This is a genomic window from Streptomyces sp. R-74717, assembly GCF_047305335.1.
Lineage (GTDB): Bacteria > Actinomycetota > Actinomycetes > Streptomycetales > Streptomycetaceae > Streptomyces > Streptomyces atratus.
In genome coordinates, this window is sequence record NZ_CP102361.1 from 8,657,450 (window position 1) to 8,673,368 (window position 15,919).

At 68.3% G+C, this 15,919-nt stretch carries 1 protein-coding gene and 1 pseudogene (1 of these 2 only partly in view); one reads left to right on the forward strand and one right to left on the reverse strand.

The window, feature by feature from the left end; genetic code table 11:
• Positions 1-10,943 (reverse strand): annotated as a pseudogene (locus NRF20_RS39375) (SDR family NAD(P)-dependent oxidoreductase); its annotated part reaches 17,458 nt to the left of the window's first position; the annotation flags it as partial.
• A 352-nt stretch (positions 10,944-11,295) separates the two neighbouring features.
• Between NRF20_RS39375 and NRF20_RS39380 the strand changes: the two are divergent.
• Entirely contained in the window at positions 11,296-15,897 is a 4,602-nt protein-coding gene (locus NRF20_RS39380; RefSeq protein ID WP_413754114.1) for an amino acid adenylation domain-containing protein, read from the forward strand.
• Positions 15,898-15,919 lie beyond the last annotated feature (22 nt).

Below are 15,919 nucleotides of genomic sequence, written 5' to 3' on the forward strand. Positions count from 1 at the left end.
ACACGGTCCACGGCCTGGGAAGTGCCCGCGATGACGGTAGCGGCCAGACCGTTGCAGGCCGCGACCACCGCCCCGTCACTCAGCGCGATCTCGTCCGCAGGCAGCGCGATGGACGCCATGGCACCCTGCCCCGCCAGACGGTGGGCGATCAGCTTGCTGCGCAGTGCCACGATCCGGGCCGCGTCCCGCAGGGTGACTGCTCCGGCGACGCAGGCAGCGGCGATCTCCCCCTGGGAGTGACCGATCACCGCGTCGGGACTGACACCGGCCTCCTGCCACACAGCGGCGAGCGACACCATGACCGCCCAGCACGCCGGCTGAAGCACATCAACCCGGTCAACCACCGAGGGATCATCCAGAACAGTGAGCAGATCCCAGTCCACGAACTCACTCAACGCGGCCGCACACTCGGCCAACCGGCCGGCGAACACCGCCGACGTCTCCCGCAGGCCACTGCCCATCCCCAGCCACTGCCAGCCCTGCCCCGGGAACACAAACACCACCCGCGGACCAGACACCGCAGCGCCGGGCCCAGTGCCGGTACCGGTGACCGTGTCGTCACCCAACAGGACAGCGCGGTGTTCGAACACCGACCGCGTCCCGGCCAGCGTCGACGCCACCGCCCGCACATCCACCCCAGGCGCAGCAGCCAGGTAAGCACGCAGCCGGCCCTCGAACTCAACAAGAGCCGAAGGGGACTTCGCCGAGATCACCAGCGGTATTACGTCGGACGCCACGACCGGTGCCGGAGTCTCCTCGGTCTCCACCACCGGCAGATCCGGGTCCGGTGCGCTCTCCAAAATGACGTGCGCGTTCGTGCCACTGATCCCGAACGACGACACACCCACCCGACGCGCCCGCTCCATCACCGGCCACGGCTGGTTCTCCGTCACCAGCTCCACCGCGCCGGCGGTCCAGTCCACATGCCGCGACGGTGAATCCACATGCAACGTGCGCGGCACAACACCGTGCTGCAACGCCATCACCATCTTGATGACACCCGACACACCCGCAGCCGCCTGCGCGTGACCGATGTTCGACTTCAACGAACCCAACAGAACAGGCTGTTCACGGTCCTGACCATAAGTCGCGAGAACCGCCTGGGCCTCGATCGGATCACCCAACCTCGTACCCGTGCCGTGCGCCTCGACCGCGTCGACCTCGTCCGGTGCCAGACCGGCATTGGCCAGCGCGGATCGGATCACCCGCTGCTGCGACGGACCGTTCGGCGCCGACAGACCGTTCGACGCGCCATCCTGGTTGACCGCCGAACCACGCACCACCGCCAACACCTGGTGGCCCTTGGCCCGAGCGTCTGACAGACGCTCCACCACCAGCACACCGACGCCCTCGGAGAAGCCCGCACCGTCCGCCGCGTCAGCGAACGCCTTGGAACGTCCGTCAGCCGCCAGACCACGCTGTCGGGAGAAATCGACGAACAACTGCGGTGTCGGCATCACCGTCACACCACCGACCAACGCCAGCGAACACTCACCCTGCCGCAAGGCGGAACCCGCCTGGTGCAGGGCGACCAGCGAAGACGAACACGCCGTGTCCACCGTCATCGCCGGACCCTCAAGCCCGAAGAAGTACGACACCCGGCCCGACAGCACACTCACCGCGGCCGAGGCCCCGCCGAACGCCCCAAAATCGACGCCGGCGCCGTACCCATTAGTAAAGGCGCCCATGAATACACCGGTATCGCTACCCCGCATCGAACCCGGCTCGATGCCGGCCCGCTCGAACGCCTCCCAGGAGGCCTCCAGCACCAGACGCTGCTGCGGGTCCATGGCCAGCGCCTCACGCGGGCTGATCCCGAAGAACGACGCATCGAACCCCGCAATGTCCAGGAAGCCACCCTGCACGGTGTACGTCCTGCCCAGCGCATCCGGGTCCGGGTCGTACAGGTTCTCGACGTCCCAGCCGCGATCGGTCGGGAAGCCGGAGATCGCGTCCGTACCCGACTCGACCAGCCGCCACAAGTCCTCCGGCGACGACACCCCACCCGGCAGGCGACACGCCATACCGACAATCGCCAACGGCTCGTCCGTTGCCGCGTGTACCACGGGGGTCGTCTTACGCGAGGGTACGGGGATCTCGCCCACGAGAAGGTCGTCGAGCCGGGTGGCCAGCGCGGTCGGGTTCGGGTAGTCGAACACCATCGTGACCGGCAATCGCAGGCCCGTGCTCTTGCCCAGGCTGTTGCGCAGCTCTACGGCGGTCAGTGAATCCAGACCCAGGTCCTTGAACGCGGCAGTCACGGGCACCGTGTCAGTACCGGCGTGACCGAGCACCGCCGCGGCGCTGTCACGTACCACCTTGAGCAGGGCCTGCTTGCGCTCCTCGGGTGCCAGGCCGGCGAGCCACTGCACCGACGACGCTCCACCGGTGGAAGCCCGCCGGGCAACCGTGCGGTGCAACGAACGCAGCAGCGCGGGAACTTCGCCTTCACCGTCCCGGGCCGGATTCATAGGGGCAGCGAGCACAAGCGACTCACCGGACCGTGTCGCGCGGTCGAACAGCCCCATCCCGTGCTCGGCGGTAATGGTCAGCAGACCACCACGGCGCATCCGGTCACGATCGGTGTCGGTCAGCTTCGCGGTCAGGCCGCTGACGTCTTCCCACAGGCCCCAGGCCAGGGAGAGCGCGGGCAGGCCTTCGGCACGGCGCTGACCGGCCAGGGCGTCGAGGAACGCGTTGGCCGCCGCATAGTTGCCCTGCCCAGCGGTGCCCGTGATGGCGGCGGCGGACGAGTACAGGACGAATGCGGCCAGATCCATGTCACGGGTGAGTTCGTGCAGGTGCCAGGCAGCATCGGCCTTGGGCCGCAGCACGGTGTCGAGTCGTTGCGGAGTCAGGGACTCCACCACACCGTCATCAACCGCACCCGCGGTGTGGATCACCGCGGTCAACGGATGCTCCGACGGCACTCCCGCAAGGACCTGCGCCACCGCGGCACGATCGGACACATCACACGCCGCCACCGCGACCTCAGCACCCAGCCCGGACAACTCACTGACCAGCTTCTCGTCCGGGGTACTGCGCGATACGAGCAACAGACGACGTGCCCGGTGCTCGGTGACCAGGTGGCGGGCGATGATGCCGGCCAGGACTCCCGAGCCGCCGGTGATGAGGACCGTGCCGTCGGGGTCCCAGACCGTCTCTTCAGCCGGGGCGGGTGCTGGGGTGGTGGTGCGGGTCAGTCGCGGGACCTCGTAACGGCCCCCATCGATGCGCAGGCGGGGTTCGTCGAGCCCGGCGGTCGCGGCCAGTTGCTCCGGGCTGAGGTCGGCGTCGTCGCTTTCCACGAGGATGAATCGGCCGGGGTGTTCGGACTGGGTGGAGCGCATCAGGCCCGACACCGCAGCCCCGGCCAGATCCGTACCCGTCCGCACGACCAGGGTGCTGTCGCTGAAACGTTCCCCGGCCAGCCACTGCTGAACGGTCTGCAACACCTGGGCGGTCAGCGTGCGGGTGTGCGTCAGCGGGTCGTCGGTGGTGTCGGTGAGGGCGGTGCATACGACCACGTCCGGCACTGGCATGTCGTCGTCTTCTGTGAGGTCTTCGAACCGGCCGATCGTCACATCGGTGTGCTCGGGTACCGGGATCTCGCTCCAGGTCAGGGTGAGCAGGTCGCTGGCGCTGGTGCCGAGTGTGTCGGCGGTTACGGGCCGGGTGGTCAGGGCGCCGATGGTGGCTACCGGTCGGCCGGTGTCGTCAGCGACACGTACGTTCCAGCCGTCCGCTGCCGGTGTCAGCATCACGCGCAGCATCGCCGGGCTGGTGGCGTGGAACTGAACCTGGCTCCAGGAGAACGGTAGCCGTACCTCCTGCCCGGTGCCGGACTCGCGTAGGACACTGGCATGCAGGGCGGCGTCCAGTAGTGCGGGGTGCAGGGTGAATCGTGCCGTGTCCTGGGCCTGGTCCTCGGCCAGAACAACCTCGGCGTAGACGGTGTCCCGGTCACGCCAGGCGGCTTGCAGGCCTTGGAAGGCGGGTCCGTATTCGTAGCCGGTGGCTGCCAGGTCGTCGTAGAAGGTGGTGACGTCGATCGGTTCCGCGTCTACCGGCGGCCACACGGGGAACTCGGGCATCGAGAGGGTGTCGACGGCGGGGCTGATGGTGGCGGTGACGTGCCGGGTCCAGGCGTCGCTGTGGTCTGTCTGGGAGTACACGGTTACCGGTCGATGTCCGTCGCTGTCGGCCTCACCGACGGTCACGGACAGTTGTACGCCGCCAGCCGGGTCCAGCAGCAGCGGGGTCTCGATGACCAGTTCGTCGATGACGTCGCAATCGGCCTCGGCGGCGGCTTGGGCCACAAGTTCCACGAATCCGGTACCGGGCAGGAGGACGGTGCCGCGCACGGCGTGGTCGGCCAGCCAAGCATGGGTGGCCAGCGATACCCGGCCGGTCAGCACCACACCGTCGGAGCCCGGCAACGCCACGACCGTACCCAGCAGCGGATGACCGTCACCGGCGAGCCGGGCCGGGCTCCCCGAGGTCCAGTAGCGCTGGTGCTGGAAGGCGTAGGTGGGCAGGTCCAGTACCGGTGTGGTGGTGGTGCCCACTACTGCTGGCCAGTGGATGTTCACGCCGTGGATGTGGGCTTCGGCGAGGGCGGTGAGTATCTGCTGGGGGGTGTCGTTGTCGCGGCGTAGCGTGGCGACGGTGGTGGCGTCCATGGCGGGTGTCAGTGTCGGGCTGGCGCTGACCTCGACAAACACCGTCTCGCCCATGTTCTGGAGCAAGTCTACGGCGGGGTGGAAGCTGACCGGTTCCCGCAGGTTGCGGTACCAGTAGTCGGAGTCCAGGGGTTGTTCGACCCAGGTGCCGTCAACGGTCGACAGCCACGGCACCACTGGTACCTGTGAGTCGGTGGTGCTGAGGATGTCGAGCAGCTCGGTACGGATCTCCTCGACCTGCGGACTGTGCGAGGCGTAGTCCACGGTGATCCGCCGGACCCGCGCCCCCTGCCCTTCATGGACGGCCAGCACACGGTCCACGGCCTGGGAAGTGCCCGCGATGACGGTAGCGGCCAGACCGTTGCAGGCCGCGACCACCGCCCCGTCACTCAGCGCGATCTCGTCCGCAGGCAGCGCGATGGACGCCATGGCACCCTGCCCCGCCAGACGGTGGGCGATCAGCTTGCTGCGCAGTGCCACGATCCGGGCCGCGTCCCGCAGGGTGACTGCTCCGGCGACGCAGGCAGCGGCGATCTCCCCCTGGGAGTGACCGATCACCGCGTCGGGACTGACACCGGCCTCCTGCCACACAGCGGCGAGCGACACCATGACCGCCCAGCACGCCGGCTGAAGCACATCAACCCGGTCAACCACCGAGGGATCATCCAGAACAGTGAGCAGATCCCAGTCCACGAACTCACTCAACGCGGCCGCACACTCGGCCAACCGGCCGGCGAACACCGCCGACGTCTCCCGCAGGCCACTGCCCATCCCCAGCCACTGCCAGCCCTGCCCCGGGAACACAAACACCACCCGCGGACCAGACACCACCCGCGGACCAGACACCGCAGCGCCGGGCCCAGTGCCGGTACCGGTGACCGTGTCGTCACCCAACAGGACAGCGCGGTGCTCGAACACCGACCGCGTCCCGGCCAGCGTCGACGCCACCGCCCGCACATCCACCCCAGGCGCAGCAGCCAGGTAAGCACGCAGCCGGCCCTCGAACTCAACAAGAGCCGAAGGGGACTTCGCCGAGATCACCAGCGGTATTACGTCGGACGCCACGACCGGTGCCGGAGTCTCCTCGGTCTCCACCACCGGCAGATCCGGGTCCGGTGCGCTCTCCAAAATGACGTGCGCGTTCGTGCCACTGATCCCGAACGACGACACACCCACCCGACGCGCCCGCTCCATCACCGGCCACGGCTGGTTCTCCGTCACCAGCTCCACCGCGCCGGCGGTCCAGTCCACATGCCGCGACGGTGAATCCACATGCAACGTGCGCGGCACAACACCGTGCTGCAACGCCATCACCATCTTGATGACACCCGACACACCCGCAGCCGCCTGCGCGTGACCGATGTTCGACTTCAACGAACCCAACAGAACAGGCTGTTCACGGTCCTGACCATAAGTCGCGAGAACCGCCTGGGCCTCGATCGGATCACCCAACCTCGTACCCGTGCCGTGCGCCTCGACCACATCCACATCAGCACTCGAAAGACCGGCGTTGGCAAGCGCCTGCCGGATCACCCGCTGCTGCGACGGACCGTTCGGCGCCGACAGACCGTTCGACGCGCCATCCTGGTTGACCGCCGAACCACGCACCACCGCCAACACCTGGTGGCCCTTGGCCCGAGCGTCTGACAGACGCTCGACCACGAGCACCCCGACGCCCTCGGCCCAGCCCGCACCGTCCGCCGCGTCAGCGAACGCCTTGCTACGCCCGTCAACCGCCAGACCACGTTGCCGCGCGAACTCCACAAACGTCTGCGGGGTAGGCATCACGGTCACGCCGCCGACCAGGGCGAGTGAGCACTCGCCCTGCCGGAGCGAATAGCCGGCCTGATGGAGCGCCACCAGGGACGACGAACACGCCGTGTCCACCGTCAGCGCCGGACCCTCAAGCCCGAAGAAGTACGACACCCGGCCCGACAGCACACTCACCGCACCGGCAGTGGCACCGAAACCCTCATGCTCCGCGCCATAGCCGGAGGAAAAGGCGCCCATGAACACGCCGGTGTCACTACCCCGCATCGAACCCGGCTCGATGCCGGCCCGCTCGAACGCCTCCCAGGAGGCCTCCAGCACCAGACGCTGCTGCGGGTCCATGGCCAGCGCCTCGCGCGGGCTGATCCCGAAGAACGACGCGTCGAACCCCGCAATGTCCAGGAAGCCACCCTGCACGGTGTACGTCCTGCCCAGCGCATCCGGGTCCGGGTCGTACAGGTTCTCGATGTCCCAGCCGCGATCGGTCGGGAAGCCGGAGATCGCGTCCGTACCCGACTCGACCAGCCGCCACAAGTCCTCCGGCGACGACACCCCACCCGGCAGGCGACACGCCATGCCCACGATCGCCAACGGCTCGTCCTGGCTCAACACCGACGCCGCCACCGGCGCCTGCACAGGGCTCTCGCCCGCGAACAGCTCCCTCATCTGACCGGCCAATGCGGTCGGGGTCGGGTAATCGAACACCATGGTGGCTGGCAGCCGCAGCCCGGTGGTCTTCGCCAAGCTGTTCCGCAACTCCACCGCGGTCAGCGAGTCGATGCCGTTCTCGCGGAATGTCCGGTCAGGGAAATAGCGTGCCGTCGTCGGGAGGCTCAGGATCTCCATCACGGTGGTACGGATCAGATCAAGCAATTCCTGCTGTCGCGCTGCCTCCGCGACCATGAATTGACGCGACCAGTCCTGATGCCCGGTCCCGTCGGTCTCCGCACCGACCAGATTCCTGAGCACGGGCGGAAGCGCGTTGGCGGCGGCCAGGGCCCGCAGGCCGGCGGTGTTCACCCGCGCGGCGATGTGCGCCCGGTCGGCGGAGGCCATCGCGCGGTCCAGCAGGTGTTGGCCGACCACGACCGGTTCGGCTTCGGGGATGCCCCAGGCGATCGTCGTGACCGGCAGGCCTTCGGCTCGGCGGATTCCGGCGAACGCTTCGGTGGCGGCGGGCGCGTCCTGGCTGAAGACGACGAAGGCGGCGAGGTCGCGGTTCTTCGTAAGGTGGTGCAGTTGGCGGCTCTCGTCGGCGACGGCGGCGCCACCCGCGTGGACGATCGCGGTCAATGGATGTTCAGGCGATACACCCGCCAGTACCTGCGCGAGAGCGGCACGATCCGACACGTCGCAAACCGCCGTGTCCACCCGGGCACCCGACTCGGTCAGCTCCGCGGCAAGCGTCGCGTCCAGAGTGTCGCAGGACAGCAGCAGCAGACGGCGTGCGCCCTTGTCCGCCACCAGATGCCGCGCAACGACGCCGGCCAGGCCGCCTGACCCACCAGTGATGAGCACCGTGCCGTCGGGGTCGATGTGCTGGGGGATGGTGAGGACGAGTTTGCCGGTGTGGCGGGCGCGGCTCATCCAGCTGAACGCTTCGCGGGCCTGGCGGATGTCCCAGGCTTGTACCGGCAGCGGGTTGAGGACGCCTTGGTCGAACAGGGCGAGGAGTTCGGTGAGGATCTCGCGCAAACGGTCGGGGTCGGCATCCACGAGGTGGAATGCCTGATAGGTGGTGCCCGGCCGCTCGGCGGCGATCCGGCCCGCGTCACGAATATCAGTACTCATCTCGATGAACCGGCCGCCGTGCGCCAGCAGGTCGAGTGAGGTGTCGACGAATTCACCGCTGAGGGAGTTCAATACGACATCGACGCCGCGGCCGCCGGTGCTGTCCAGGAACGCGTCCCGGAAGTCGGTGGTACGGGAGTTGGCGATTCGGCCGTCGTCGATTCCGGCGGCACGCAACAGGTGCTGTTTGCCGCTGCTCGCGGTCGCGTAGATGTGTGCGCCGAGGTGGTGGGCGATCTGGGTTGCGGCCATGCCTACGCCACCGGTGGCGGCGTGGATCAACACCGACTCGCCGGCTTTGAGCCCGGCCAGCTCGACCAGCCCGTAGTAGGCGGTGGCGAAGGCCATCGCGGCCGAGGCCGCTGTCGTGAAGGACCAGTCCTGCGGCATCGCGGCGAGCAGGCGGCGATCGGTGATCGTGACCGGCCCGAACCCGTCCGTGACAAGGCCGAAGACCCGATCGCCCGCGCTCAGGTCGTCCACTTCGGGGCCGACCTCAAGGACGACCCCCGCGGCTTCGCCGCCCATCACGCCGTCACCGGGATAGGTGCCCAACGCGATCAGAACGTCGCGGAAGTTCAGGCCGGCGGCGCGTACGTCGACCCGTACTTCACCGGGTCGCAAAGGCCGCGCATCGGTATCGGCGGCGACCAGTGCGAGTTCGCGCAAGGTGCCGCTGCGAGCAGGCTCAAGCACCCACGCGCGCGCGGCGGGGGTGGTGAGGGCGGTGGAACTCTCAGGTGCCAGTCGTGGGACGAGCGGTGTGCTGTCGCGCAGCGCGATCTGCGGTTCGCCGAGTGCGACGAGAGTCGACAGTCGTGTGTCGTCGGCTCCCGGGGTGTCGGCTTGCGGGTCGCCGGCTTCCGGTTCTTCGGTCTCCGCTTCTTCGAGGTCGATGAGGACGAAGGCCCCGGGGTTCTCCGTCTGCTCGTCGCGGATCGCGTCCCACACTGCCGCGTGCTCCGGGACCGGGACGTCGGACGGGCCGGCGCTCACCGCGCGGCCGGTCAGGAAGACAAGGGTCGCCCCGGCACGCCGCTCGTCGCTGAGCCATGACCGCGCGAGGTCGCGGGCCGCTCCCGCCAGTTCGGTGCCGTCGGCCCGCAGGGACGCGACGCGTACGATCACATGTCCGCCGGTGGCGGCCGGGCCCGGCGTTTCGGCGGGAACCCATTCCAGCCGGTACAGGGCGTCGCTGCCGCTGGCTCCGGCGAGCAGTTCGGCCGGCGCTTCCGTGAGGCAGGTCCGCTTGACCTTGCCCGACATGGTCCGCGGTATCGCGTCGACCCGGTAGATCTCCTCGGGCACCTTGAAGTACGACAGCCGCTCGCGGCAGGCGGCGAGCACCGCGTCGGCGTCCACACCGTCCGCGTCCGGCACGATGTACAGGGCGGGAACGTCGCCCAGTACGGGGTGCGGCCTGCCGGCCGCCGCCGCGTCCCGTACTCCCGGCAGGCCGAGGACCGCGGCCTCGATCTCCTGCGGGTGGATGTTCTCACCGCCTCGGATGATGAGTTCCTTGATCCGGCCGGTGATGGTGACGTGTCCGGTCTCGCTGCGGCGGGCCAGGTCACCGGTGTGGTACCAGCCGTCCGTGAGTACCTCGCGGGTAGCTTCGGGCTGACCGTGGTAGCCGGTCATGACGCTCGGCGCGCTCGCCCACAGTTCGCCCTCTTCGCCGTCGGCGACGTCGGCGCCGGTGGAGGGGTCGACGAACCGCAGGGTGACTCCCGGGACGGCGGTGCCGCACGAGCCGGGAACCCGGGGCCCGTTGAGCCAGTTCACGGTGAGCGACCCGGTGGTCTCGGTGCAGCCGTAGGTGTCGAGCAGCGGTGCTCCGAAGGCCTTTTCGAAGCCCTCGATGAGGGCGGGCGGCGAGACGGAGCCGGCCACCACGCCCAACTTCAGTGAGAACGTACGAGATTCGGCCTCGCCGACGGCTCCCAGTAGATAGTGGTACATCGTCGGCACGCACACGAGCACGGTGCACGCGTGCTTCTCCAGCTCGTTCAGCACCTCGCTCGCCACGAACCCGTTCATGATCCGCGCTGTGGCACCGGCGGTGATGGTGGCCAGCAGGCACAGGTGGTGCGCGAGGCTGTGGAACAGCGGTGCGGGCCAGAGGAGTACGTCTTCTTCGGTCAGCTCCCAGGCGGGCACGTCGCAGAATGCCGCGGACCACAGGCCACTGCCCTGGGTCGACACGACGCCCTTCGGGGTGCCGGTGGTGCCGGAGGTGTAGAGCATCCATGCTGCCTCGTCGAGCCCCAGGTCGTCCCGGGCCCGCGTACGGGGTTCGACGGCGACCAGTTCCGCGAAGGACCGGACGCCCGGGGGAACCGGGTCCTCGTCCACCCGTACGACGGTCACCGCGGGGGCGACGAGCCGCACGTCGTCCAGGTGGGCGGAGTCGGTGATGACGAGCACGGAGCCGCTGTCGGAAAGGAAGTGCGCAAGCTCGTCCCCGGCCGCGGCCGGATTGAGGGGTACGGCGATCGCGCTGGCGCGGGCGATCGCCAGATAGCTTTCGATGGTCTCGACGCGGTTGTCCAGCAGAATGGCGACCCGGTCGCCTCGTTCCACACCAAGGTCCGCCAGGTGCCCGGCGAGCCTTCCGGTCCGCGCTTCCAGCTCGGTGTAGGTCAGAGCATGCCGCGAGTCCGCGTAAGCAATTTTGTCGCCGAGACGTTCGGCATTCACGCGAAGCAAATCATAAATCGGCTGAATCAATTTCGCGTGCGACATTCGCACCCTTCCGGTGAAGTGCGGTATTGCTCAAACATAACCCGGATCGCAATCCAACGACCAGCCATGCACTACCGATAATCGAATCGGAACAATAGCGGCTCGTTGAGCATATTCTCCATGCGGCACCAGCCCAGCGCCACCCCCTAGTTTTGCCGACCCCCTATGTGTATTTCAGCAGGCAGACTAGGGGTTGCGTGGGCCGCACCCGAGGCATTCGATTGACGCACGGCGCACTCGGGCCATGTCACCGACCGTGAATATTTCATCGCTACGGGTAGCAATAATCCTTTCTCGGGAGAAGTGAATGGCTTCCAAAAGTCCCCGCCCAGGGTCCGGGAGAGCAGGTTTTGCGAATTCCGCGGCGCAGCGGCTCCGGCGCAAGCCGAACGGACACGGCATCAGGCCGGTGGATCGCCAGGAGCCGCTTCAGGCGTCCTTCTCGCAACAGCGCCTGTGGCTCATGCATCAGATCGAACCCGAGAGCAACTCCTACAACCTGCCGATCGTGCAGCGGTTGCGGGGCGCGCTCGACAGCACGGCGCTGGCGCGGGCGCTGAGCCTCGTCGTCCGCCGGCACGAGGCGCTGCGGACCGTGTTCGACGCGGAGAACGGCGAACCGCGCCAGCGCGTCCAGCACGGGGACGTCTCCGGGTGGCGGCAACTGGATGCCCGGGACGAGGAGCACGCCCGCGCATTGGTCCGGCAGGAGACGGCCGAGCCGTTCGACCTGCGCACCGGCCCGGTCCTGAGAGCGCTGCTGGTACGGCTCGCGGAAGACGATCACGTGTTGGCGCTCACGGTGCATCACGTGGCCTGCGACGCCTGGTCACTAGCCATTCTGCAAATGGAGCTGTCGGCGCAGTACACGGCGCTGCTGCGCGGAGCGGACGCCGGACTACCCGAACTCCCGGTGCAGTACGCGGATTTCGCCCAGTGGGAGCGCGGGGTGCTGTCCGGCGCCGGGCTTGAGAAGCGGCTGGCTTTCTGGCAGGAGAATCTCCGCGGCGCTCCGGCGGTACTGGAGTTGCCGACCGACCGTCCGCGTCCGCCGATCGGCAGCGCGGATGCGGGAAGCGTGTCCTGGTGCCCGCCGACGGAGCTGGTGACCGCCGCCAAGGACATGAGCCGGGCGACCGGCGCCACGCTGTACATGACCTTGCTGGCAGCCTTCCAGGTGGTGCTGTCCCGCTACGCGCGTACCGACGACGTCCCGGTCGCCACCCCGGTCGCCAACCGCAACCGCGCGGAGGTGGAGGGGCTGATCGGCATGTTCGTGAACACGGCGGTGCTGCGCGGTGACCTGTCGGGCGACCCGACGTTCCGTGAGCTTCTGCTGCGGACGCGTACGAACGCCGTCGGCGCGTTCGCTCATGCCGACCTGCCGTTCGACCTCCTGGTCGAGAGGCTGGCACCGCCGCGCGACCTCGCGATCAACCCGGTCGTGCAGGCACTTTTCCAGCTTCTGCCGCTGTTGCCGAACCCCGTCTCGCTGCCCGGCGCCACCGTCGAACCCTTCGGCATGGACCAGTTCTTCACCCGCATGGACCTGGAGTTCCACGTCTACGAAGATCCCGCCGGCGACAGGCTGACGGGAAACATGTGGTACAGCCGGGCCCTGTTCGACGAGTTCCGTATCGAACAGATGCTGGATCAGATGACGCTCGTCCTCCGCGGTGTGCTCGACCACCCGGACGATCCGATCTCGACGATCCCGCTCACGCCAGGTGGCGATACGCACTTGGCGGCGGTGGCGTCGAACGACACCGAGCGGGTCCTGCCGGTTGATTCGCTTCCGGAACTGCTGGCGAACGCGGCGGCCCGGACCCCTGACGCCACCGCCGTCATCGACGAGCACGTCTCGCTGACGTACGCCGAACTCGGCAGCCGCGCCAACAAACTGGCGCACCTGTTGATCCACCGGGGCGTGCGCCCCGGCGCACTCGTCGGACTCTGCCTCGACCGAGGCGCCGACATGATCGTCGGGATACTCGGCATCCTCAAAGCCGGTGCGGCCTACGTACCGATCGACCCGGAACATCCCGTCGAGCGGACCCGTTTCGTCCTCGCCGACTCCCAGATCTCCACGGTCATCACGCGGGACGCGTACCGGTCCCGCTTCGAGCAGGTCCGCGACATCGTCCGCCCGGACGACCCCGGCATCGACGAACAGCCCGACACCGTGCCCGACGTGGTGCTTGATCGCGACAGCCTCGCCTACGCGATCTACACCTCCGGTTCCACCGGCCGCCCCAAGGCCGTGCTCATGCCTGGCATCTGCGTCGTCAACCTCCTGCTGTGGCAGGAGCGCACGATGGGCCGCGAGCCGGACAGCCGTACCGCCCAGTTCGTCACGACGACCTTCGACTACTCGGTTCAGGAAGTCTTCTCCGCGCTGCTCGGGGGCACCCTCGTCATTCCCCCCGACCATGTACGGCTGGACCCGGCGGCACTCGCGGAGTGGATGGACGACCGCCGGATCACGCGCATCTACGCGCCCACCACGGTGCTGCGCGCGCTCGTCGGGCAAGTCGACCCACGAGGAACCGGGCTGTCGGCCCTGCGGCACCTCTGCCAGGGCGGCGAGGCTCTCGTACTGGACGAGAAGCTGCGCGAGCTGTGCCGGCAGCGCCCGCTACTGCGGGTGCACAACCACTACGGTCCGGCCGAGAGCCAGCTCGTCACGGGCTACACGCTTCCCGTCGACGTCTCCACCTGGCCGGCCACGGCGCCCATCGGACCACCGATCGACAACACGCGCATCCACCTCCTCGACGACGCGCTGCGGCCCCTGCCCGACGGCGTACCGGGGCAGCTCTGCATCGCCGGAATCGGCCTCGCCCAGGGCTACCTGGCTCGGCCCGACCTGACCCGGCAGAAATTCATCACCGAGGGAATCGGCTCGGAGACGAGGATGTACCTCTCCGGTGACCTGGCCCGCCGGCTGCCGGACGGAAACCTAGAGTTCCTCGGCCGGATCGACAACCAGGTCAAGATCCGGGGCATCCGGATCGAACTCGGCGAGATCGAGACGGCCCTGTCGGAACACGAGGCCGTCACCCAGGCCGCGGTGGCCGTACGGAACGACGCTCTCGGCGAGGACCGCCTGGTCGCCTATGTGGTGACCCACTCCTCTTCCGATTCCGAGGAGATCGGCGTCGAACTGCGCGACCACGTCGAGGGGCTGCTTCCCTCGGCCATGGTGCCGTCCGCATTCGTCGTCCTGGACAAGCTGCCGCTGACGACGAGCGGGAAGACCGACCGGCGCGCGCTTCCCGACCCGGAGAAGTGGTCGACGGTCCGTTCCTCGCGGGTCTCCCCGCGCAACGCGGCGGAGACCGCCATCTGCGATATCTACGCCTCCGTCCTTGAGGTGCCTGCCGTCGGCGTGCACGACGACTTCTTCGCGCTCGGCGGCCATTCCCTGCTCGCCGCCCGCGTCGTCTCGCGTATCCGCGCCGAACTGCACTGCGAACTCCCCCTTCGTACGCTGTTCGACGACCGGACACCCGCGCTGCTGGCCCAGGCGATCAACTCGGCCCGGACGACACCCGTGCCCGCCCTCGTGGCACGGTCCCGGAGCACGCCCGCACGGATCTCGCCCGCCCAGCAGCAGATCCTGCGGACGGGCGACTCGCTGCCGGATCACGCCGTGCAACCCGTCAGCCCGTACGGATTCCGGCTGCACGGAAAGGTCGACCGCGACGTACTCGATCGCGCCCTGACCCGGATCGTCGCGCGCCACGAACCGCTGCGCACCGGCTTTCGCGACGACGGCGACGGCTTCGTTCAGGTTGTACGCGATCCCGCACCGGTAACGGCCGACCTCGTCCGGGTGACGGGGAAGGACGCGGCCGACCGTGAGGCGGCGGTAGCGGAGGCCGCCAGGGCGGAACTCGGACGCCCGTTCGATCTGGCGGAGGGCGTCCTGCTGCGCGCCGTCCTGCTCCAGGTCGACGAGGACGACTGCGTCCTTCTGCTGATGCTGCATCACATCGCGGGCGACGGATGGTCGTTCGATGTCCTCATCCGCGAGTTGTCCGCCCTGTACACCGAGCTGGCCGGTGGTCCCGCCGCCGCGCTGCCGGAAATCACCACGACGTACGCGGACTTCGCCCAGTGGGAACACGACGTGATGTCAGGACCCGCGGGCGTGGAACACGAAGCGTATTGGCGTGAGCACCTCTCGGGCGCTGTCGCGCTGCGACTGCCCGCCCGCACACCACCGGAGGGCACGGGCTCGAACGGCCGGTCCCTGGCCTGGACGATCTCTCCGGAGGCGACCTCCGCGGCACGGCGGCTGGCGGAGGCAAAGGGCACGACGCCGTACGAGATCCTGCTGGGCGCCTTCGCGCTCGCGGCGGCCGGGCTGTCGGGCCAGGACGACATTCTGGTGTCCATTCCCTTCGCCAATCGTGGCCGGCCCGAGATCGACCACCTGATCGGCTTCTTCGCCAAGGTCGCCTCCATACGAGTCGACCTATCCGACGATCCGACGTTCCACGAGGTCCTGCGACGCGTGCACACAGCGATGCTGGGTGCCCACACCCATCAGGACCTTCCCTACGCGTTGATGCGGGCCAGTATGCCCGAACTGCCCCGGCCACTGGTGCAGTTCCAGCTGCTCAGCTCGCTCGCCTCCGAACTCGTCCTCCCCGGTGTCACCAGCAGCCGATTCTGGATGATCGAGAGCGATCGTCTGGGCCCCATGAACGGCGAACTCGGGATGTGGTTCTTCGACGATGACGGCGCCTTGCACGGCACCGTCGTCTTCGACGAATCTCTGTTCGAGTCTGCCACTGTTCGGAATCTGCTGTACGCGCTGGAATCGACCTTGCAAGTCGTCTCCGCCACCCCTCACGCGCGCGTATCCGAGACACACGCTGTACACACCCATATAAGGAGCTAGCGCCCATGCCCGATCAAGACAA